This is a genomic window from Streptococcus mitis, from assembly GCF_000960025.1.
Taxonomy (GTDB): Bacteria; Bacillota; Bacilli; order Lactobacillales; family Streptococcaceae; genus Streptococcus; species Streptococcus mitis_DH.
Genome location: NZ_JYGQ01000003.1, coordinates 38,390 through 58,616, shown reverse-complemented (window position 1 = coordinate 58,616; position 20,227 = coordinate 38,390). Strand labels below are relative to the sequence as shown.

General features: G+C 41.6%; 20 protein-coding genes and 1 pseudogene. All 21 read right to left on the bottom strand.

Going from position 1 to position 20,227, the window contains the following annotated elements; all coding sequences use genetic code 11:
- Nucleotides 1-23: 23 nt before the first annotated feature.
- Nucleotides 24-1,571, bottom strand: a complete 1,548-nt coding sequence (gene purH / locus TZ91_RS06160) for a bifunctional phosphoribosylaminoimidazolecarboxamide formyltransferase/IMP cyclohydrolase (RefSeq protein WP_033686126.1) — start codon at nucleotides 1,569-1,571, stop codon at nucleotides 24-26.
- Between the two features lie 200 nt (nucleotides 1,572-1,771).
- Nucleotides 1,772-2,317 (bottom strand): phosphoribosylglycinamide formyltransferase, encoded by a 546-nt coding sequence (gene purN, locus TZ91_RS06155; RefSeq protein ID WP_033686110.1) that lies wholly within the window; start codon nucleotides 2,315-2,317, stop codon nucleotides 1,772-1,774.
- Nucleotides 2,314-3,336 carry a phosphoribosylformylglycinamidine cyclo-ligase gene (purM, locus tag TZ91_RS06150; RefSeq protein ID WP_033686109.1) on the bottom strand — a complete coding sequence of 341 codons (1,023 nt, stop codon included), beginning with the start codon at nucleotides 3,334-3,336 and terminating at the stop codon, nucleotides 2,314-2,316. The genes purN and purM overlap by 4 nt, the downstream gene beginning before the upstream one ends.
- Before the next feature lie 224 nt (nucleotides 3,337-3,560).
- The gene (gene purF / locus TZ91_RS06145; protein WP_033686108.1) at nucleotides 3,561-5,003 is read right to left on the bottom strand and encodes an amidophosphoribosyltransferase; all 1,443 of its coding nucleotides are present in this window, start codon (nucleotides 5,001-5,003) and stop codon (nucleotides 3,561-3,563) included.
- A 93-nt stretch (nucleotides 5,004-5,096) separates the two neighbouring features.
- Nucleotides 5,097-8,822: a phosphoribosylformylglycinamidine synthase gene (locus TZ91_RS06140; RefSeq protein WP_033686107.1), complete on the bottom strand. Its 3,726-nt coding sequence runs from the start codon at nucleotides 8,820-8,822 to the stop codon at nucleotides 5,097-5,099.
- Nucleotides 8,823-8,876: 54 nt separating this feature from the next.
- Nucleotides 8,877-8,945: pseudogene (locus tag TZ91_RS10870) on the bottom strand (phosphoribosylaminoimidazolesuccinocarboxamide synthase); the annotation flags it as partial.
- A 75-nt stretch (nucleotides 8,946-9,020) separates the two neighbouring features.
- On the bottom strand, nucleotides 9,021-9,728 hold the full coding sequence (purC, locus tag TZ91_RS06135) for a phosphoribosylaminoimidazolesuccinocarboxamide synthase (protein ID WP_033686106.1): 708 nt from the start codon (nucleotides 9,726-9,728) through the stop codon (nucleotides 9,021-9,023).
- 275 nt (nucleotides 9,729-10,003) lie between these two features.
- The gene (gene comB / locus TZ91_RS06130; protein ID WP_033686105.1) at nucleotides 10,004-11,353 is read right to left on the bottom strand and encodes a competence pheromone export protein ComB; all 1,350 of its coding nucleotides are present in this window, start codon (nucleotides 11,351-11,353) and stop codon (nucleotides 10,004-10,006) included.
- Nucleotides 11,354-11,365: 12 nt separating this feature from the next.
- Nucleotides 11,366-13,519, bottom strand: coding sequence for a peptide cleavage/export ABC transporter ComA (gene comA, locus TZ91_RS06125; protein ID WP_033686104.1), 2,154 nt, complete (start codon nucleotides 13,517-13,519; stop codon nucleotides 11,366-11,368).
- A 310-nt stretch (nucleotides 13,520-13,829) separates the two neighbouring features.
- On the bottom strand, nucleotides 13,830-14,018 hold the full coding sequence (locus tag TZ91_RS10655) for a hypothetical protein (RefSeq protein WP_045597430.1): 189 nt from the start codon (nucleotides 14,016-14,018) through the stop codon (nucleotides 13,830-13,832).
- Between the two features lie 388 nt (nucleotides 14,019-14,406).
- Nucleotides 14,407-14,625: a hypothetical protein gene (locus tag TZ91_RS06110; protein ID WP_033686101.1), complete on the bottom strand. Its 219-nt coding sequence runs from the start codon at nucleotides 14,623-14,625 to the stop codon at nucleotides 14,407-14,409.
- Between the two features lie 77 nt (nucleotides 14,626-14,702).
- Nucleotides 14,703-14,882 (bottom strand): hypothetical protein, encoded by a 180-nt coding sequence (locus tag TZ91_RS06105; RefSeq protein WP_033686100.1) that lies wholly within the window; start codon nucleotides 14,880-14,882, stop codon nucleotides 14,703-14,705.
- An 80-nt stretch (nucleotides 14,883-14,962) separates the two neighbouring features.
- Nucleotides 14,963-15,178 carry a bacteriocin immunity protein gene (locus tag TZ91_RS10650; protein ID WP_080702808.1) on the bottom strand — a complete coding sequence of 72 codons (216 nt, stop codon included), beginning with the start codon at nucleotides 15,176-15,178 and terminating at the stop codon, nucleotides 14,963-14,965.
- A gap of 3 nt (nucleotides 15,179-15,181) precedes the next feature.
- On the bottom strand, nucleotides 15,182-15,349 hold the full coding sequence (locus tag TZ91_RS06100; protein WP_001047582.1) for a class IIb bacteriocin, lactobin A/cerein 7B family: 168 nt from the start codon (nucleotides 15,347-15,349) through the stop codon (nucleotides 15,182-15,184).
- 236 nt (nucleotides 15,350-15,585) lie between these two features.
- Nucleotides 15,586-15,780: a class IIb bacteriocin, lactobin A/cerein 7B family gene (locus tag TZ91_RS06090; protein ID WP_033686098.1), complete on the bottom strand. Its 195-nt coding sequence runs from the start codon at nucleotides 15,778-15,780 to the stop codon at nucleotides 15,586-15,588.
- A 34-nt stretch (nucleotides 15,781-15,814) separates the two neighbouring features.
- Nucleotides 15,815-15,970: a hypothetical protein gene (locus tag TZ91_RS06085; protein ID WP_033686097.1), complete on the bottom strand. Its 156-nt coding sequence runs from the start codon at nucleotides 15,968-15,970 to the stop codon at nucleotides 15,815-15,817.
- An 11-nt stretch (nucleotides 15,971-15,981) separates the two neighbouring features.
- Nucleotides 15,982-16,110: a smi_0059.1 family bacteriocin-like peptide gene (locus TZ91_RS06080; RefSeq protein ID WP_033686096.1), complete on the bottom strand. Its 129-nt coding sequence runs from the start codon at nucleotides 16,108-16,110 to the stop codon at nucleotides 15,982-15,984.
- A gap of 615 nt (nucleotides 16,111-16,725) precedes the next feature.
- Nucleotides 16,726-17,457, bottom strand: a complete 732-nt coding sequence (locus TZ91_RS06075; RefSeq protein WP_033686088.1) for a response regulator transcription factor — start codon at nucleotides 17,455-17,457, stop codon at nucleotides 16,726-16,728.
- On the bottom strand, nucleotides 17,454-18,461 hold the full coding sequence (locus tag TZ91_RS10550; protein ID WP_235196411.1) for a GHKL domain-containing protein: 1,008 nt from the start codon (nucleotides 18,459-18,461) through the stop codon (nucleotides 17,454-17,456). Before TZ91_RS10550 ends, TZ91_RS06075 begins: the two co-directional genes overlap by 4 nt.
- Before the next feature lie 323 nt (nucleotides 18,462-18,784).
- Nucleotides 18,785-18,994, bottom strand: coding sequence for a response regulator (locus TZ91_RS06065; RefSeq protein ID WP_033686087.1), 210 nt, complete (start codon nucleotides 18,992-18,994; stop codon nucleotides 18,785-18,787).
- Nucleotides 18,995-19,012: 18 nt separating this feature from the next.
- On the bottom strand, nucleotides 19,013-19,807 hold the full coding sequence (locus tag TZ91_RS10645; RefSeq protein ID WP_235196409.1) for a GHKL domain-containing protein: 795 nt from the start codon (nucleotides 19,805-19,807) through the stop codon (nucleotides 19,013-19,015).
- Between the last annotated feature and the right edge of the window lie 420 nt (nucleotides 19,808-20,227).

Below are 20,227 nucleotides of genomic sequence, written 5' to 3'. Positions count from 1 at the left end.
CTGTTTTCTTCCCTTTAACGTTCTTAATGTCTAAAATGTCTCACTCCTGTGAAGACCATGGTCAAGCCATATTTATCCGCAGCTTCGATAGACTCTTGGTCACGGACGGATCCACCTGGCTGGATGATGGCCTTGATGCCTGCTTTGGCGATTTCTTCCACATTATCCGCAAATGGGAAGAAGGCATCCGAAGCAAGTACAGCACCGTCAAGGCGGTCTTTGGCTTGGTCAATGGCAATACGAACAGAAGCCACACGGTTAGTCTGACCTGGACCAACACCCAGTGTCATGTGGTCATTGGTTACAATGATTCCGTTTGATTTGACGTATTTAATAGCCTTCCAAGCAAACTCAAGAGCTGTCGCTTCTGTCTCAGTTGGTTGGCGTTTGGTCACCACTTGCCAATCGGCTGGGCTTTCCTTGACCACATCTTGGTTTTGCAGCAGAAGTCCACCAACTACACCTGTGTATTCTGCTTCCACTTCGCTAGCCTCTTGAGCATCAAATGGCAAGGCAAGGATACGCAAGTTTTTCTTTTTATTAGTCAAAATAGCTAGCGCTTCATCCGTATAACTTGGTGCGATGATGATTTCAAGGAAAACACCGTGCATCTTCTCAGCAGTCGCAGCATCCACCTCACGGTTGAGAACGACAATTCCACCAAAGATAGAAACTGGATCAGACTCATAAGCGTAATCCCAAGCAGTTTCGATATCATCAGCTTGACCGATTCCACATGGGTTCATGTGTTTGAGAGCCACAACGGTTGGACGGTCTTTGAAATCACGGATAATACGAATGGCAGCATCAGCATCGCGGATATTATTGAATGACAATTCTTTCCCATTGAGCTGTTTCGCTGAAGCAATCGAGTAGTCAGTCGGCAAGGCTTTTTGGTAGAAGTCCGCGTCTTGTTGAGGGTTCTCACCGTAACGCATAGCTTGTTTGAGGTCATAGGTCAAAGTGAGCTTTTCAGGTTTGCTTTCCCCCACTTGAGCTGTGAAGTATTCTGCAATCAAGGCATCGTAAGCTGCTGTGTGACGGAAAACCTTAGCCGCCAAACGTTGGCGAGTTTCATAAGAGGTTTCGCCGTTTGCTGCCAATTCGTCCAAAACCACTGTATAGTCAGCAGGGTCTACCACAACCGTCACGCTGGCATGATTCTTCGCTGCCGAGCGAAGCATAGATGGCCCACCGATATCAATGTTTTCAACGGCATCAGCGTACGTCACGTCTGGTTTGAGGATAGTTTCCTTAAATGGGTAAAGGTTGACCACCACAAGATCAATCAATTCGATATTATTATCCTTAGCTGCTTGAAGGTGACTATCCAAATCACGACGAGCAAGGAGACCTCCGTGAATGTTTGGATGGAGGGTCTTAACACGGCCATCCATCATCTCTGGGAAGCCCGTCACATCATCGATGGCAATGGTCTCAACCCCAGCATTTTCAAGGGCAACCTTGGTCCCACCTGTTGAGATGATGTCCCAACCAAGTTTTTTAAGTTCTTGGGCAAATTCAACAATGCCCGCTTTGTCTGAGACGCTGATTAAGGCGCGTTTAGTCATGTTTTTTCCTTTCATTTTCAAACTCTCTACCTACGAATTTTTCGATTCATAAAGTATAGGGAGACGATTACCAAGACTCCCAAAATTACTGTCAGTAAAAATCTCCCCCAATAAGGAATCTCTGGGAAGAAAAAATTTACCAGTAAACGTAGAATGATTGCCAAGGTAATCAAGGCAAGTGTTTCCAACCATTTTTTCATTTACTTGTCCAACAATTCTCTAATAACTTCCGGATAAAACTTGTACTCTGCCTCATGAATCCGAGCTTCAAAGCTTTCGATGGTATCATTCGCTAGTCTTGGCACACGTACTTGTTTGATGACCTTTCCTGTATCCACTCCAGAGTCCACCCAGTGAATGGTCACACCACTCTCAGCGACGCCAGCATTCCAAGCATCCTCAATCCCATGAGCTCCTGGAAATTCTGGCAAGTAAGCTGGATGGATATTGATGATTCGACCTTCATAAGCCGCCAATAAGGTTGGCCCAACGATTTTCATGTAGCCTGCTAGACAAACCAAGTCAATCTGGTGCTCTTCCAAGAGTTCGACAAGGGCCGCTTCGTAGTCTGCCTTGCTCTCAAACTCCTTGAGTTCAAAAGCATAGGACAGAACGCCGAGCTTGTCTGCACGCTCGAGCACATAGGCGTCACGATGGTCTGAAAAGACAAACTCCACTGGAAATTCTTCAGCAATCACCTGAAAATTTGAGCCATTACCAGAGGCAAAAACCGCTATTTTTTTCATTTGATGATGACACTTTCGTTTTCTTTCTTGACGATACGACCAATTTCATAGACTGGTTCATCCAACAATTCCTTGACACGACTTACATTTTCAGGGCTAACTGCAAACATAAGCCCCACACCCATATTGAAGATTTCAAACATTTCTTCGTGTTTGATCTGACCGTATTTCTCAAGAGCTTTGAAAATCGGAAGCACTGGAACTTTGCTTTCATCAATTTCAGCAGCTAGGTCATCTGCAAACATACGAGGGACATTTTCGATAAAGCCACCACCAGTGATGTGGGCAATGCCGTTGACCAACTCTTCCTTGATGAGTGGCAAAACAGCCTTGACATAGATACGAGTCGGCTCAAGAAGAACTTCCTTGAGTTTCTTGCCTTCCAATTCTGGCAGGACTTCCTCACCTGTGTAATCCGCAAAGACACGACGGACGAGAGAGTAACCATTGGAATGAATCCCACTTGAAGCAAGTCCGAGAAGAACATCTCCCTCTGCCACTTTTGAACCGTCAATGATTTGACATTTTTCAGCCACACCAACCGCAAAACCAGCCAAGTCATAGTCATCTTCGCCGTACATGCCCGGCATTTCAGCCGTTTCCCCACCGATGAGGGCAGCACCAGCCTGCACACAGCCTTCTGCAACACCAGCGACTACTTGTTCTAGTTTAGCTGGTTCATTCTTCCCTGTCGCCACATAGTCGAGGAAATAGAGGGGCTCCGCACCTGCAGCGATGATATCATTGACACACATGGCCACACAGTCCTGACCAATAGTATCGTGCTTGTCGTACTTAATAGCCAGCATGAGCTTAGTTCCGACACCATCAGTCCCTGAAATCAAGACAGGTTCTTTAACCCCAGTCTTTGAAAGGTCAAACATACCACCAAAGCCACCAAGAGCTCCCATGACACCTGCACGCTCCGTACGAGCCACGTGCTTTTTAATCCGTTCAACAACTTCATAACCCGCTTCAACATCCACACCAGATTGAGCGTACGCATTTTTATTTGCCATTTTATTTTTCCTTTTCTTTTTTTGGAAAAGACTGCGACGTATTTTTAGATAAACAATTATTTTATCTAAAAATACTAGTCAGGTCTCTAGCTTTGGCCCCATAAGGCAAAGCGTCTACTGACAAATGCTTTAGCTTTTAGTCAGTAGTGAGACGTGGAGCATAAGCATTTTTATTTGTCATTTTGTCTCCTCTTCCTTTCCTTTAATGGAGAATCTTTATCCGTCTATTTGTAAAAACTGGTCTTTTCTTCCAAACTTCTACGATAGTCTTCTTCATAGTCGTAGAGAGGCGTTGGGTAATCACCATCAAAATAAGCGACACAGAGACCACCATTTGGCGCATCCGTTTCAATACCAATTGAATCAATCAATCCCTCAACAGAAAGATAAGTCAGACTGTCCGCACCAATGATTTGGCGAGTTTCTTCGACCGTATGATTAGCCGCAATCAGCTCCTGACGTGTCTGGATATCAATCCCGTAGAAACATGGATAAGCTAGCGCTGGGCTTCCAATAGCCACGTGAACCTCAGTTGCACCCGCTTCTTTCAAGAGCTGAACGATACGACGAGAGGTCGTTCCACGCACAATAGAGTCATCAATCATAACCACACGCTTGCCTTTTACAACACCAGAAACAGCAGAGAGTTTCATCCGCACCCCTTGCTCCCGCAATTCTTGAGTCGGTTGGATAAAGGTGCGTTGCGTATATTGATTCTTAATAAGACCCATTTCGTTTGGCAAACCAGATTCTTCCGCAAAGCCCATAGCCGCGCTGAGGGAAGAATTGGGCACACCGACCACGATATCCGCCTCATGCTTGAATTCACGCGCCAATTGCGCACCCATACGTTTGCGAGCCGTATGGACATTGACACCGTGGATATTAGAATCAGGGCGAGCAAAATAGATATACTCCATAGAACAAATCGCGAGCTGGGTATCGTCTGTATAGCTGTCATACTGGATGCCCTTGTCATCAATGATCACAATCTCACCTGGCTTCAAATCACGAATCCATTCAGCACCAATGACCTCAAAAGCACAGGTCTCAGAGGAAACAACCACCGCTCCGTTGGCCATTTTCCCGATGGAAAGCGGACGGAAACCATTGGGGTCAAGAGCCGCAATCAACTTGTTCTCAAACAGCAAGATATAGGCAAAACCACCTTTTACAAGGCTGAGCGCTTCCTTGATTTTTCCCATCAGGCTAGGATTATGACTGCGACGAATGAGGTGAGCCAAGATTTCCGAGTCCGAAGTCGCGCTGAAAATCGCTCCTCTTTGTTCCAGTTCTTTCTTGAGAGAGGCTGCATTGGTCAGATTTCCATTATGAGCCAACCCAAACTGCATATCGTGAAAACGGAAGAGGAAGGGCTGGATGTTATCTACAGAAGCTTCGCCAGCAGTCGCATAACGCACATGTCCAATCGCACCAGTTCCTGTCAATTTATCTAAGTTAGCAGGATTTCTGAAGACTTCTGATAGAAGACCCATATCGCGATGCCGCTTTAGTTTCCCTTGGTCATTGGAGAGGATTCCTGCCCCCTCCTGACCACGGTGTTGAAGACTGTGGAGTCCAAAATAGGTCAATTTAGCAGCATCTGGATGTCCCCAGATACCGAAAACACCACATTCTTCATTAAGAGATTTTACTTCGTATGTCATTTTATATACCTAATTTTTATTTGTGTAGCACCATGAGCTAAATCTACATGACTTTTACATTACTGATACTATCTATTAGAAAATCTTCAAGTCTTATTTTCCAGTAAAGTATTTAACCGCTGACGCGAACAGGTGCTGGTCTTTATTTCCTGGGATGTTTTGGAAAAGACCGTCTTCATAACGTTCTGAGTGGCCCATCTTACCGATGATTTGACCATTCTTGCTGGTAATTCCTTCGATGGCATGGACAGAACCATTTGGATTGTACTTAGAATCCATACTTGGTTTGCCTTCGAAGTCCACGTATTGGCTAAAGATTTGTCCATTGTCACGGAGCTCTGCAAATTCCTCAGCTGTCACGACAAATTTCCCTTCACCGTGCGAAACAGGAATGGCGTGGATATCACCCACTTGCACACCAGTCAACCATGGTGAGTTGGTATTGGCAATGCGAGTTTCTACCATCTTGGCCACGTGTTGGTTGGCATCATTGTAGAAGAGGGTTGGGCTAGTACTTTTGGCATCTTCAAAGTTCCCGTATGGAAGAAGACCTGATTTGACCAAAGCCTGGAATCCATTACAGATACCAATAATCAAGCCACCACGGGCGATAAAGCTATCAATAGCTGCACGCACTTTTTCATTGAGCAGGATGTTGACGATAAACTTGGCTGAACCATCTGGCTCATCCGCAGCTGAGAATCCACCTGCAAAGAAGAGAATGTTAGCCTTGCCGATGTTGTCAACCATAGTTTCAACTGAATTGGCAATGGCCTCTTCATTCAAGGTCACAAATGGCACCAAGTTGACCTCTGCGCCTTCTTTTTCAAAGGCCTTAGCTGAGTCATATTCTGAGTTGGTTCCCGGAAATACTGGGATATAAACCACAGGTTTTTCAACCTTTTCTTTAGCTTTAATCACAACATCTGATGCCACAGCTGGTACTTCAGCAAGTTCTTTGGCTTGTGCAAATTCTGTTGGGTAAACTTCTTCCAATTTGCCTTGGAAAGCACTGTCAAGTTTGTGTCCATCTAGCTTCACACCATTGACAGTCAGTGTAAAGTCTGCTTTTGTTTGTCCGATTTTCTCTACTCCAGCAATTTCTTGAGGCGATGTAAAGACAAATCCGCCCAATTGTGCTGTCAAAGAACTTTCAAGCTCAGACAAGGTTATCTCTGCTCCGATATGGTTTCCAACGGTAGCAAGAGCCAAGCTTTCAAGCACACCGCCGTATTTGACAGCTGATGCAGATGTTACTTTGTGTTCAGCTTGGATGGCTTCAAACCAAGTAAAGTTTTTCTTAATCAAGTCAAAATCAATCTCTGCAGAGAGGGCTTGACCTGGGATGTAGTAAATATTTTCCCCAACAGCTTTAAATTCTGGAGAGAGCACATTACGGCTATCTGCCGTCGTCACCCCAAAGGCAACCAAGGTTGGTGGTACGGTCAATTCTTCAAAGGTCCCAGACATGGAGTCCTTCCCACCGATAGATGGCAAGCCAAGTTGGATTTGTGCTTCGATAGAGCCTAGAAGGGCGGCTACTGGCTGACCGAAACGCTCTGCCTGTTTGTCCATGCGCTCGAAATATTCTTGGTATGAGAAACGAGCCTTAGACCAGTTTGCACCAGCAGCAACCAAACGAGCAGTCGCTTCAATAACCGCATAAGCAGCACCGTGGTATGGAGACCATTCTGCTAGGTAAGGGTTGAAACCTTGAGCCATGACAGACGCGGTATGAGTCACACCGTGTTGAACTGGTAATTTTTGCACAGATGCCTCAGTTGGTGTGAGTTGGTAACGACCACCAAGTGGGTGATTAACCGTTGAACGACCGACCGAACAGTCAAAGATGGTTTGCAAACCTTTTTGACTAGCGTGGTTCAAGTCAGATAGAACCTCAAGAGTATCTGCTTCAAGTGTGTTAGCAGATGTTTGACGTTCTTCTGGAAGCTTGACATCCTTATCCACAACCTTAGCATCGACGACCACGCGCACACCATTTGTATCAAGGAAACGACGTTCCAAGTCGACAATGGTTTCACCATTCCAGTGCATGACTAAATTTGGTTTTTCAGTTACTGTCGCAACAACAACAGCGTCAATATTTTCTTTGTTACATTCGGCAACGAAGGCATCCACATCTTCAGGACGAACCACGACCGCCATCCGTTCTTGTGATTCAGAGATTGCAATTTCGGTACCATTCAAGCCTTGGTATTTAAGAGGCACTTTATTAAGATCGATTTCAAGGCCGTCTGCCAATTCACCGATAGCTACACAGACACCACCAGCACCAAAGTCGTTGGATTTCTTGATAAGACGAGTCACATCGCCATTACGGAAAAGGCGTTGAATCTTGCGTTCTTCGATGGCATTCCCTTTTTGTACCTCAGCTCCAGCAGTCTCTACAGACTCAACTGTTTGAACCTTAGAAGATCCCGTTGCACCCCCTACACCATCACGTCCAGTCTTACCACCGAGCAAGATAATCACGTCACCAGCTTCCGGTTTTTCACGAACCACATTGCCCTTGGGAGCCGCACCGACTACTGCACCTAACTCCATACGTTTAGCTACAAAACCTGGGTGGAAATATTCACGAACATAGGTCGTCGCAAGCCCAATCTGGTTACCATATGAAGAATAACCATGAGCAGCTGTCTTAGAAATGACCTGTTGTGGCAATTTACCAGCGCGAGTTTCCGAAATCGGAGCTGTAATATCACCCGCACCAGAGATACGCATGGCTTGGTAAACGTAGGAACGGCCTGACAACGGGTCACGAATGGCTCCACCGATACAAGTAGCCGCTCCACCAAATGGCTCAATTTCCGTTGGGTGGTTGTGGGTTTCGTTTTTAAACATGAGGAGCCAAGGTTCCTTGACACCATCAACGTCCACTTCGATTTCAACCGAGCAGGCATTGATTTCGTCAGACACCTCCATATCGTCCAAACGTCCATTAGCACGCTCATAACGACCGAAAATAGTCGCCATGTCCATCAAGGTTTGTGGTTTCTCCGAACGGCCCAACTCATCACGCATGGCAATATACTTGTCATAAGTCGCCTGCAATTGCTTTTGGAATTTCGATGCTGAGAAATCAATCTGTTTCAACTCTGTTTCAAAAGTCGTATGACGGCAGTGGTCAGACCAGTAAGTGTCCAAAACCTTGAGCTCTGTTTCCGTCGGCACGCGCCCTATTGACTTAAAGTAGTCTTGGATAAAGAGCAAATCATCCACTTCCATGGCCATCCCTTGCTCTGCCTTGTAGCGGGCAAAGTCTTCTGCTGTATAACTTTCAAAGAAAGTCAATTTAGGAATGGTCTTGTCCGACTCTGAAAATTCCTGCTTGGCAATCCCTGTTGTGATGTCCTTGAAACGAGAATCAACTGGGTTGAGTAAGTAGTTTTTGACTGCTTCCAACTCAGTCGCATCAATATCTTTATTGACCAAGTACAATTGTGCTGTATTAACCGTCACATCACTCGAACTTCCCAACAAAAGCAAGGCTTCCTGTGAAGAAGCCGCACGCTGGTCAAACTGCCCTGGCAGGCTTTCAATGGCAAAGAAAGCATAGTTGGCAAGATCCGCCTGTACAGCAGCTTCATCCAAGACATGGTCTGTCACCTGCTCAGAGAAAATGTGTTTCTCTGCAGGCGCAAACAAGTCCTCAGCCAAGCTAAAGACATCATACACTTGCACAATACGAATACTTTTCAAGCTTGAAAGTCCCAAGTTATGCTGGAGTTCTCTAACCAAACTCTCTGACTTGACCTGAAAATCAGCCTTTTTTTCAACAAAAATACGTTTATCCATCAATTCTTATTCCTTTATTTCAGCTCTTACAATGTTCCAACGACCTTGAGGTTGTTATTTCAATTCTTGCAACTTTTCCCAAACAATCTCGTAAACGTCGGTTAGTTCTCCCAATCCTCTACGGAGTGAAAAGGTCGGGGGACCTTTTCAGCCTAAGTCCTTTTAGTTGAGAGACGAAGGTTTTCCGTTGCAAACAGATTATTTCAATTCCTGCAACTTTTCCCAAACAACTTCATAAACATCGGTTAATTCACCTAGTCCCCTACGGAAAACATCCTTATCCATGTGGTTGCCATCCGCATCCCACAAACGGCAGTTATCTGGTGAAAATTCATCTGCTAAGATAATCTTGCCATCCTTGTCAAAACCGAACTCTAGCTTAAAGTCAATCAACTTAAGCCCAATCTCAGCAAACCAAGCTTTCAAGAGTTCATTGATACGACGGGTTTCTTCCTTCAAGTAGGCAATCTGCTGGTCATCCGCAATCTTTAGAAATTTCACATGCTCATCATTGATAAAGGGATCATCCAAATCATCATTTTTATAGTAAAATTCGACAATCGGAGTCTCAAATGCGATACCTTCGTCTACACCAAAACGTTTTGAAAAGGAACCAGCAGTATAGTTGCGGAGCACGACTTCCAAAGGAATAATCTTAACCTTTTTATTGAGTTGTTCCGTGTCTGAAAGCTTCTCCACAAAGTGAGTCGCCACACCAGCCGCATTTAATTTCTCAAAAATAAAAGATGAAATCTGATTATTCAATACTCCCTTGCCTGCAATCTGCTCCTTCTTGACACCATTGAAAGCAGTCGCCTGGTCCTTGTAAGTTGAAATAATAAGATTTTCATCCTCAGTTGTATAGATGTCTTTAGCTTTTCCCGAATAGATCAATTGTTTTGACATTTTAAAGTTCGCCTTTCGTATTACTTGAGCACATTCTACCACAAAAAACCTAAAATTACAAGAATTTAACCGAATAAATAACACATTAACTCTAAAAATCGTAAAGAAAAAACTGCAAGAAGTATCTTTCTCACAGTTTTAAAATCATTTAATACTCTTCGAAAATCAAATTCAAACCGCGTCAACGTCGCCTTGCCGTACTCAAGTACAGCCTGCGGCTAGTTTTCTAGTTTGCTCTTTGATTTTCATTGAGTATAACTCCAAAAACACGAACATTACTCTTTATTCAAAAACTGATCCAAATAATAGCGCAGATAACTTTTCTTGCCCGTAATCATCTGCAGACGACCTTCCACCCCATACCGAAGTTTTTCAGCCTGCTCAGAAGTTAGATTAGTCTCCGCCTCGATTTTAAAGAAATTCCCTTTCTCAGTCTTGGTAGCTGTCGCATCTATGCTGGTAATCGTAGAATCTAGGAAAATTTGATTCTTGGCATCATGAGTCGTAGTATAACGAACAGAGTCCCCAATCTTGACTCTTGCTACATCTTTTGAACTAAGATAAGCTGTTAGTTTGGCTTTCCCTTCTTTTTCCAAGGACGGATAGAGTTGGGCTAGTAGGCCACCTTCTGCAACCATGGTAGAATCACTAGTCTCAGGATTAAGGTGAAGCACCCCATCCTCACTGGCCGTAATTTTCCCCTTGTCTAGAAGATTTCCCTGTACCTTCTTACCTGACTCTGCTTCCAAGATTTTCTGGTCTAGAAGGGTCAATTCCTGACCAACCTTTGCCAAGTGTTGGGATTTGAGAGACTCCAATTGACTGCTTAAGCCTGACGCATAGGCTTGCTGGATACCTGAACCTGCATACTGGACACGATAAGTAGCAAGACTAGATTCTAACTGAGAAAGCTGTGCTTCTACCTGCGCAACTGCTTGTGCCTTAGCTTGCGGATTTTCCTCGCCCTGAGACTTGTAGGACTGGAAGAGAGAGTAGGCTAGATTCTGACTGGCCAAGGAAGCACCTGTTTCAATAGCTGACTTAGCTGTCTGGTAATCGCGAATTTTAGCCTCTGTTTGACTGATGAGGTTGCCGATTTCAGCTTGGGTTTGACTAGCTGCTGCATTCTGGGACGCGATAGTCTCGTTTTGTTGCGATGTACTAGCCCTAAGACTGCCTGCTTGACTGATGTAGTCGCGAAAGGTGGCCTGGTAGCCAAACTTATCCTCCTCTGGAAAGTAATCCGTCCCTTCTTGCAGACTCTTCTGCAAATACTCCAATTGCTTTTTTTGATCCTTGAGCATGTCCAACTGACTGGCATAGGACTCCGCTTGAACACCTTCTGCCCCTTCCTGATATTGAAGCAGAAGATCCCCCTTCTTAACCAGCTTATTTTCTTCCAAATGATTGACAAGAATGCGATTGTTGCTAGTTGACTGGATATTTGCAAGGATACGACTAGGCTCAACAGTAGCTCTAGTTGACAAACTCATCTCCTTCTCTGCCAAAGTTGCAAAGCCAAGCAAAAACACGAGCAGAAGAGACATGGGTACAATCACCCGACTGGAAAAATTATGGTAACGACGATTGTAAAACTCCGCACTTTCTAAAAATTCTGGTTTCATCCTCTCCTCTTTCTAGCTATTCACCAAATGGGCGTAAAAACCACCCTGTGCAAGCAAATCAGCATGCTTTCCTTCTTCGACAATCTTGCCCTGATCCAAGACAACAACCTTCTCTGTCCGCTCAGCAATGGTCAAGCGGTGGGCAATGAAAATCAAGGTCTTGTCCAAAGCCATGAGATTATCAACAATCCGCTTCTCTGTCAAAATATCCAAACTGCTGGTCGCCTCGTCCAAAATCAAGACCGGTGCATCTGTCAAGAGAGCACGCGCCAGAGCAATTCTCTGACGTTGACCACCTGAGATCCCTGCCCCATCCGAAGTCAATTCTGTCTGGTAATTCAGGGGCATCCGCTCGATATCCTCCCGAATCTCTGCCAATTCGACCGCCCGTAAGATATCTTCTTGAGTCGTCCCCTCCTTGGCTCCCAAAAGAAGATTCTCCAAAATCGTTCCGTTAAAGACATAAGGCTGTTGAGGCAGATAATTAATATACTGGCGCAGAGCCTTTTTATCAATCTGATTGAGATTGACACCACCCAGACTAATCTCTCCCTGACTTGGGTCGTAAAAATTAACCATCATCTTGGCCAAGGTCGTCTTACCTGACCCTGAAATCCCCACAAAAGCCACCTTAGAACCCTGAGGAATAGTCAAATTGATATCCGACAAAACATCTCGACCATAGCCATACTTATAGTAAACCTGCTTGAAAGTCATCTCTCCCTTCATCAAGCTCAAATCCTCAACTGTTTTCTTCTCCTCAAACTCCGAGGCTACCAAATACACTTCATTTAGACGGTTATTGGCGACCTGCGCTGTCTGAAGCTTAGTTTGCAGATTGATGATATTTTCCAAAGGATTGGTAAAGTAAACAAGCAAGGTATTATAGGTAATCAACTGCCCCAAACTCATCTTGCCATCCATGACCAGAACAGCTCCCATCCAGAGAATGCCGACATTGAGCAAGAGATGGGCAACTTTTTTCAGAGCCTTTTGCTGACTCTCTGCCCGACTATAGGTAAAGGATTTCTTCAGATAATCCACAAATTCCTTGTCAATTTTTTGGTAACGCTGACTTTCACTGGTCAAGGACTTGATAGTCTCAATACCGTTGATGTCCTCAATGATAGAAGAAGATAAAACCGCATTGGCTTCCATGGTATCCCGATTCATCTTTTCAAACGGCTTCATAAAGGCAAAGATAATCACTGTGTAGATAGGAAGTGCCAATAAGGTCATGAAAAAGAGATTGGTATTTTGTGAAAATAAAACAAGAGAAATAATGACAACCGTTGACACATCTAGGAAAATCGAAAGAATGGTCGAAGCCAGCGCATCAATGATACTGTTGGCATCTGTAAAACGAGACACGATTTCCCCTGTCCGACGTGTCGCAAAAAAGGACATAGGTAGGTGAAAAACATGCTTGATATAGGATAAAATCACGTCAATCGACAAGCGTTGCCCCAAAACAAGTAAGAGATACTCCTGAGCGTAAGACAAGACCTGCTGGAGAATATAGACGATAACCAGCCCAATAGAAATGATCCCCAGCGTCGAACGCATCTGATCTGGCACATAGGTATCAATGATAGACTGCAGATAATAAGAACCCACAATATTAATCAAGGTTACCAAGAGTGTTGCCAAAACGATATTAGCAATCAAGCCACGCTGCTTCACTAATATAGGGATAAAAGAGAGCAGACCATTCTTTTGATCCTTATGAGGCTTGTAGTCTGGACTAGGTGCCATAAAAAGAGTCACTCCTGTCCATTCTTCCGCAAAACGCTCACGTGGCAGTTTGGTCAATTTCACCCCAGGATCCGGATCAGCAATATGAATGCTATCCTTATCCTGCCCAGTCACCACATAGTAGTGGAGCAATTTCCCTTCCTTAAGCACATGAGCAACAAAAGGAAAAGTCAAATCTGGCAAGTCAAAAAGCGTCATATCCGCCTTAATTGCTCGCGTCTCAAAACCAATCTCCTCTGCCACCTTAACCAAGCCCAAAGCCGTCGTCCCATCCATGGTCGTCTTGGCCAATTCTCGCAAGTGAGCCAAAGAATAATAACTACCATAGTAACCAAAAACCATGGCTAATGAAGCTACACCGCAGTCCATCTGATCCACTTGCGGACGATAGTGACGTTTCCCAAATTTCATATTCATCTCCTTTTTCCTAATACTCAATGAAAATCAAAGAGCAAACTAGAAAACTAGCCGCAGGCTGCTCAAAACACTGTTTTGAGGTTGTAGATAGGACTGACGAAGTCAGTCACATATCTACGGCAAGGCGACGTTGACGTGGTTTGAATTTGATTTTCGAAGAGTATAAACTCATCTGATAACAACTATCTTACCCCAATCCCCAAACAAAAACTGGACTTCTTCCCCAAATGCGCCTATCTACCTCCCAAATGCACTTTTGGGATTTAAAAATAGGTAGAACAAATGTTCTACCTAGAAAATATATTTATTTCTTTTTCTTCCTAATTCTTTTGTCAATCATGTATAAAACGATAATCGAAAACAGCGGTGGTACAATATAATTCTTTTCACTCATTGTCAGCTGAAATCCCAGAGTTGCTAGTATCTTAAAGATGAAAATATTCATTAAAAATAAAAAAACAAATACTAAAAAATATTTTAAAATCTTATTCATTTTTTTCTTCAACTCTCCTAATTTCTATACCTATTTTATCAAATTTTATCAAAAAATACATGTAAAACTCCAAATAAACAGCTCAACTACACTTTTTTGGCAAAAAATAGGCAGAACAAACGTCCTACCTACTAAAAATATGATATGAAAGGAAAGTGATGTTTTACTGACACCCTAGGCAAGCTTGGGACAAATAAATCATTGATAGTAACCTTTACGACATCCTATTTAAAGTTAATTCAATTTTTAATGTCCCTGCTATTTCTAAGCCACCTCTGGTATGATCTATTCATAGTCAGAATAGATAACACCGTTCTAAATTACGATTCATAGTTACTCCTTTTTTGATTCGTCACTACAAGACTCCTATTTCCCCATAGATTGTCTACTACCTCAAATTTATCCATTCTTTTTTTTCTTTACTTCTATATAAAAGAATGAAGACCATCATAAATAATGCAACCGTGGGTATATTAGAATTATCAAACCAAGTAGGTAAAGAAACTTTATTTATGTCAGCTACTAATCTGACGATGATATAAGACATTGAACTAAGTAATACCATGATTTCAGGCAAAACTTTCAATATTGATTTAACGAATTTCATATTAAACTCCAATGTGATGCATTCTGAGATTATACTCTAGTCATTTTAGCACAGACTAACAAGTCATTCTTAACTGCTCACTCTACTTGCTTTTTATTGACCTTATATCCTAGATAAAAGAGCCCAAATAAAACAGGGTAAATTTCTGGATAAAATAGGATATTGATTGGATTTTTCAAAATCAAATACGTTGCGATGTAGATTATGAGCGATACGGTAAAATAACCCTCAGCAAAGCCTAATAAAAATGTTTTCATAAGAAACTCCTAATTACCTGACAAGAAATGGCGGGAAGCTCTACCATTCACATGCACAAAATCCCTTTGATTCAGATTCATCATTTATATCTTTGATTATTTTTTGACAAATCTTTGCGAAAAATACCAAAATATGCTGAGAAAAGCAAACCAACCAAAGTCCATTGCCAATTAAAGGATACTAACGAACCTGTACGAATCACATGAAGCGCGACATTAAGAGTTATTCCCAACAAAGGACATATCGTGGCTAGTTTAGGTAACAATGTATTAAGATTAAGGTTGCGGTTGTTCATTATCTAACGCCCACGGCGAGCAAAATCTGAACCAAATTTGTAACCAGCATTAAAAATTTGTACAGCAGCATTCAGTACTCCTGCAATCCCAACTGCTTCCGCAAGACCAAAACCACCTTTTGTTCCCACTAATTCATCGTCAGATAATTGATAAAATTGTTCTAAGTTCATATTCGTCATTACTCCTTTGTATTATATTTTATTGCTATGTAAATGATTAAAATGAGTATTGGATAAGTAAATACTTCTGAAATATCCATAAAATTTACACTATACTGTCCAGATAATATTTTATAGTCAATTAAAATTTGAACGATAGTAAAAATAATACGTATCGATAACAATACCCCTAGTAATATCACTTCTTTTTTTAAAAACATAGAAATGCCTCTCTGACTATAATCAGATTATGGTCTATTCGCATAATACCCTAAAGCTGCTCCTCCAGCAAAAAGCGCTGCTGCTCCACCTGCTACTGCTGCACCTATCTTCCAAATAGACACTCCAGCGATTACAAGAGGTAATGCTCCCCCATCTACATTCATCAACTCTTCTTCTGTAAGAGCTACAAAGTTCTGTTCCATTTTGTCAAAATTTGTCATCTTTTTTCTCCTCTTGTTCTATTTTTTCTAAATCTTATCTTCTAAAAAATGGGGTTCCAATAAATACACCGCGTAACAATAGACCTGTAATTAGACCCCGTTGATAACTTTCCTTGCTACCACCCACCAGCAAAGCTAAGTCGCTTTCCTTTAATACCTCAACAGTATACTTATCATTCATTTCATTCATTGCTTATCCTCCTAAAAACCTAAACCTCTACGAAATCCAAGGTACCAATCTGCAAGGGTCTTCGCCCAACTTTCTCCACCTTGAATATCGGTCAATTCTTCCGAAGTTAGCTCAACAAATCCATAGTAATGTTCTTTCATTATTTTATTCCTTTCTTTTTCCTCTTACTTATTTATTCGAAAAATAATTCGAAAATGAACAACTAAATTAAATTTTATTTAAAAAATAATTTAATGTACCATGAATAGAAAATCGGTAGATACATAAACCAGACTCCTTTCTTTTTCTCTCACTTATCTATTCGAAAAAAATTTCGAAAATGTACAACTAAATTAAATTTATTTGAAAAATAATTTAATGTACCATGAATAGAAAATTGGTAGATACATGAAGCAAACTCCTTTCCTTTTCCTCTTACTTATCTAATCGAAAAAATTTCGAAAATGTACAACTAAATTAAATTTATTTAAAAAATAACTCAGTGAACCATGGGTAGAACATTGATATAAACATGAGCTAGGCTCCTTCCTTTTCTTCTTACTTATCTATTCGAAAAACAATTCAAAAATGTACAACTAATTAAATTTATTTGAAAAATAATTTAGTAAACCACGGATAAAAAATTGGTAGATACATGAACTAGGCTCCTTTCCTTCTCCTCTTACTTATCTATTCGAAAAAGAAGTCAAAAAAATAAGAATATCAGAAAATTTTCCGACATTCTTATTGATAAACTCATCCAAGTCTAACAGATATTAGACATTGAGATGTTTTTTAAGGGTTCTTCTGGCTGTCCGTGATACGGGGAAATGCAAGCCTTCTAACAGGGTCACTTCTGTCGCAGTCATCTCTTCAATAGCCTGTAAACTGACTAACGTATTGCGATTAGCATAGACAAAGTAATCTTTTTCAGCCTTGGCAGCAATATCCTTGAGACTGCCATAAATGGTCTTGATAGAATGATTGGCATAATAGACCTTGATACGATGAGATTCCACTGAGGTTTCAAAGGCTAAAATCTCATGGTAGGGTAGAGTAAAGCCCCGTCTCCCCTCAAAACTATAGGTAAAGAGACGCATATTTTCCCTCTTATCCACTGCCAGTACATAGTCCAGACAGCGTTCCAACTGATAACGATAATCTTCCTCTGACTGATCCTTGGAAATAAAATCCAAGGCAGACAAGTGGTAGCGAAAAGCTAGAGGCAAGGCCTCCGAGTGCGTGGACACAAAGACAATACTTGTAAAGGGATCTCGCTCCCGAACCTGTTGAGCAACCTGAAAGCCCCGTTCACGCTCTCCATCAATCTCTAAATCCAATAAATAGAGTTGGTAATGGTCAAAATACTGAGAATACTTTTCAACATCTCCATAGTTTTTGGCAATATCAATTTCCAATCTCAAATTGCGAGAGCGACCAATATCTAGTAAAGTCTGCTCTATCCGCCCCTGCTGGACTCTGTCGTCTTCTAAAACTAAAATTCTCATTCCTCTCCCTCTCGTTTCTCATCCTTAAATGGCAATTCTAAATCTTGTCTAAAAGTCATCTCTCCTAGCTGGGTATCTAAGTTTAAATCATAATGAAAAACCATATCCTCCAAGGTTGCCAAGCCCAGTCCACTGTGGTTACCCTTGGTAGAGTAACCCTTTTGACTGAGAATGCTGGGATTCAGTTCTTCTTTCTTACGAGTGTTTTCAATGATAAAACGGACACTCCTATCACTTGCCAACAAAGCAACCCGAATCTGCGGATTTTCAGACTCACTCGCTGCCTCTAAGGCATTTGTCGTGAGGATAGAGAGGATACGGATAGCCTCCAACATAGGCAATGCCAGCTCTTCGACAACCCCCACCGTCTCCAAACTAAAATGAATTCCTTGATTATCTGCCACAATCATGGCTTTTGCCAAGGTATTGCGAATGGCTATGTCGTGGATATTGTGAAGATTAAAGGCTGTGTAATCCGCCTTTCTCAGCTTTTCATTGGTCTTTAGAAAGACATCTCGATAGATGGTAGAAACTTCAGTCATGTCTTGATTCGCTATGGCAGGCTCCATACTGGCGACAATCCCTGCAAAATCATGACGGAAACCTCGAACCTCATCATAGAGATAACCCAACTTATCCACCATTCCTTGCAAGGAACGATTCTCATCTTCCTGTCTCTGAATGGTCTGCTCATCACGATAAACCTGCTCTAAGTGTCTGATATAAAAGAGCCAAGAGAAAAAGAGAATGAAAATCAGGAGAGAAATGGTCGTGTCAAAACGAACGTAGAAAGAACTATTTCTATTGGTCATAAACGAAGAGAATATCCTAAATCCAGTCAGAGGTAGGATAATGAAAAAACTCTTACGATAGTGGGGTTTGAAAGCATCTGAAAAAAATAAATCCAAATCCAAAGACCAACGCTTCATCATAACTACTGTTAGTACGATAGCTAATAGGGAAAAAGAAGAGTTAACAATCCCATTTCCTACTTCTGATAGCATATCTATATCTAACATCCGAATATAGAACAATACCAATAAATAGCGAATACTCTGATAAAAACTAAAAAGATAGAGTGAAAGAAATAAAGATTCTCCCTTTTTCTTCCTATTCATGTAGAAAATCAGGTAAAAAAAGATTAAAACTTCCAAATACATAATTTCAAAAAAAGTTTTACCAGCTATTGCTTGCATCATTAGTAAATAGACTACGTATCTCTTTTTACGAAATTCCGGTGTAATTTGGTAACCTAGATAGATTGGAGGAACTATAATGGAGACTATCAACAATAAAGCAAATAGAGTTTCCTTAATAAAAGTCAAAATCATACTATCCAATCACACTCTCCATCAATCTCTAAATCCAATAAATAGAGTTGGTAATGGTCAAAATACTGAGAATACTTTTCAACATCTCCATAGTTTTTGGCAATATCAATTTCCAATCTCAAATTGCGAGAGCGACCAATATCTAGTAAAGTCTGCTCTATCCGTCCCTGCTGGACTCTATCGTCTTCCAAAACTAAAATTCTCATTCCTCTCCCCCTCGTTTCTCATCCCTTAAATGGTAATTCTAAATCTTGTCTAAAAGTCGTCTCTCCTAGCTGAGTATCTAAGTTTAAATCATAATGAAAAACCATATCCTCCAAGGTCGCTAAGCCCAATCCACTGTGGTTACCCTTTGTCGAATACCCCTTTTGACTGAGAATGCTGGGATTCAGTTCTTCTTTCTTACGAGTATTTTCAATGATAAAACGGACACTCCTATCACCTGCCAACAAAGCAACCCGAATCTGCGGATTTTCAGACTCACTGGCTGCTTCTAAGGCATTTGTCGTGAGGATAGAGAGGATACGGATAGCCTCCAACATAGGCAATGCCAGCTCTTCGACAACCCCCACCGTCTCCAAACTAAAATGAATTCCTTGCTTATCTGCCACAATCATGGCTTTTGCCAAGGTATTGCGAATGGCTATATCATGGATATTGTGGAGATTAAAGGCCGTGTAATCCGCCTTTCTCAGCTTTTCATTTGTCTTTAGAAAGACATCTTGATAAATGGTAGACACCTCAGCCATGTCTTGATTCGCTATGGCAGGCTCCATGCTGGCGACAATCCCTGCAAAATCATGACGGAAACCTCGAACTTCATCATAGAGATGACCCAGCTTATCCACCATCCCTTGCAAGGAACGATTCTCATCTTCCTGTCTCTGAATGGTCTGCTCATCACGATAAACCTGCTCTAAGTGTCTGATATAAAAGAGCCAGGAGAAAAAGAGAATGAAAATCAGGAGAGAAATGGTCGTGTCAAAGCGAACGTAAAAAGAACTATTTCTATTGGTCATGAACGAAGAGAATATCCTAAATCCAGTCAGAGGTAGGATAATGAAAAAACTCTTACGATAGTGGGTTTTAAAAGTATCTGAAAAGAATAAATTCAAATCCAAAGACCAACGCTTCATAATTTTACAACATAGAAAGATTGATAATAAATCAAATATAGATATATATAAAGTAGAAAACGAATCTACGAAACAACAATGCTCACCAGATAATACACGAATCCAAATTGTCAAAAATAAATAACGAATACTTTGAAAGAAGAGAAAAAGATACAGAGAAAGAAAAAGAGATTCCCCTTTTCCCTTGTGCAATACTAATAAAAAAATACAGTAAAAGAAGAGAAGAACTCCTATATGAAATAATTCTCCAAATGTTTGACGAGCAGATAAACTAATTAAAAATATAAGTATCCAATAACGTTT

Excerpts from the sequence above, each read along its gene's own strand:
- purH (WP_033686126.1), bottom strand. The coding sequence starts at position 1,571 with ATGACTAAACGCGCCTTAATCAGCGTCTCAGACAAAGCGGGCATTGTT.
- purN (WP_033686110.1), bottom strand. The coding sequence starts at position 2,317 with ATGAAAAAAATAGCGGTTTTTGCCTCTGGTAATGGCTCAAATTTTCAG.
- purM (WP_033686109.1), bottom strand. The coding sequence starts at position 3,336 with ATGGCAAATAAAAATGCGTACGCTCAATCTGGTGTGGATGTTGAAGCG.
- purF (WP_033686108.1), bottom strand. The coding sequence starts at position 5,003 with ATGACATACGAAGTAAAATCTCTTAATGAAGAATGTGGTGTTTTCGGT.
- TZ91_RS06140 (WP_033686107.1), bottom strand. The coding sequence starts at position 8,822 with ATGGATAAACGTATTTTTGTTGAAAAAAAGGCTGATTTTCAGGTCAAG.
- purC (WP_033686106.1), bottom strand. The coding sequence starts at position 9,728 with ATGTCAAAACAATTGATCTATTCGGGAAAAGCTAAAGACATCTATACA.
- comB (WP_033686105.1), bottom strand. The coding sequence starts at position 11,353 with ATGAAACCAGAATTTTTAGAAAGTGCGGAGTTTTACAATCGTCGTTAC.
- comA (WP_033686104.1), bottom strand. The coding sequence starts at position 13,519 with ATGAAATTTGGGAAACGTCACTATCGTCCGCAAGTGGATCAGATGGAC.
- TZ91_RS10655 (WP_045597430.1), bottom strand. The coding sequence starts at position 14,018 with ATGAATAAGATTTTAAAATATTTTTTAGTATTTGTTTTTTTATTTTTA.
- TZ91_RS06110 (WP_033686101.1), bottom strand. The coding sequence starts at position 14,625 with ATGAAATTCGTTAAATCAATATTGAAAGTTTTGCCTGAAATCATGGTA.
- TZ91_RS06105 (WP_033686100.1), bottom strand. The coding sequence starts at position 14,882 with ATGAAAACATTTTTATTAGGCTTTGCTGAGGGTTATTTTACCGTATCG.
- TZ91_RS10650 (WP_080702808.1), bottom strand. The coding sequence starts at position 15,178 with ATGAACAACCGCAACCTTAATCTTAATACATTGTTACCTAAACTAGCC.
- TZ91_RS06100 (WP_001047582.1), bottom strand. The coding sequence starts at position 15,349 with ATGAACTTAGAACAATTTTATCAATTATCTGACGATGAATTAGTGGGA.
- TZ91_RS06090 (WP_033686098.1), bottom strand. The coding sequence starts at position 15,780 with ATGACAAATTTTGACAAAATGGAACAGAACTTTGTAGCTCTTACAGAA.
- TZ91_RS06085 (WP_033686097.1), bottom strand. The coding sequence starts at position 15,970 with ATGAATGAAATGAATGATAAGTATACTGTTGAGGTATTAAAGGAAAGC.
- TZ91_RS06080 (WP_033686096.1), bottom strand. The coding sequence starts at position 16,110 with ATGAAAGAACATTACTATGGATTTGTTGAGCTAACTTCGGAAGAATTG.
- TZ91_RS06075 (WP_033686088.1), bottom strand. The coding sequence starts at position 17,457 with ATGAGAATTTTAGTTTTAGAAGACGACAGAGTCCAGCAGGGGCGGATA.
- TZ91_RS10550 (WP_235196411.1), bottom strand. The coding sequence starts at position 18,461 with ATGCTATCAGAAGTAGGAAATGGGATTGTTAACTCTTCTTTTTCCCTA.
- TZ91_RS06065 (WP_033686087.1), bottom strand. The coding sequence starts at position 18,994 with ATGAGAATTTTAGTTTTGGAAGACGATAGAGTCCAGCAGGGACGGATA.
- TZ91_RS10645 (WP_235196409.1), bottom strand. The coding sequence starts at position 19,807 with ATGACCAATAGAAATAGTTCTTTTTACGTTCGCTTTGACACGACCATT.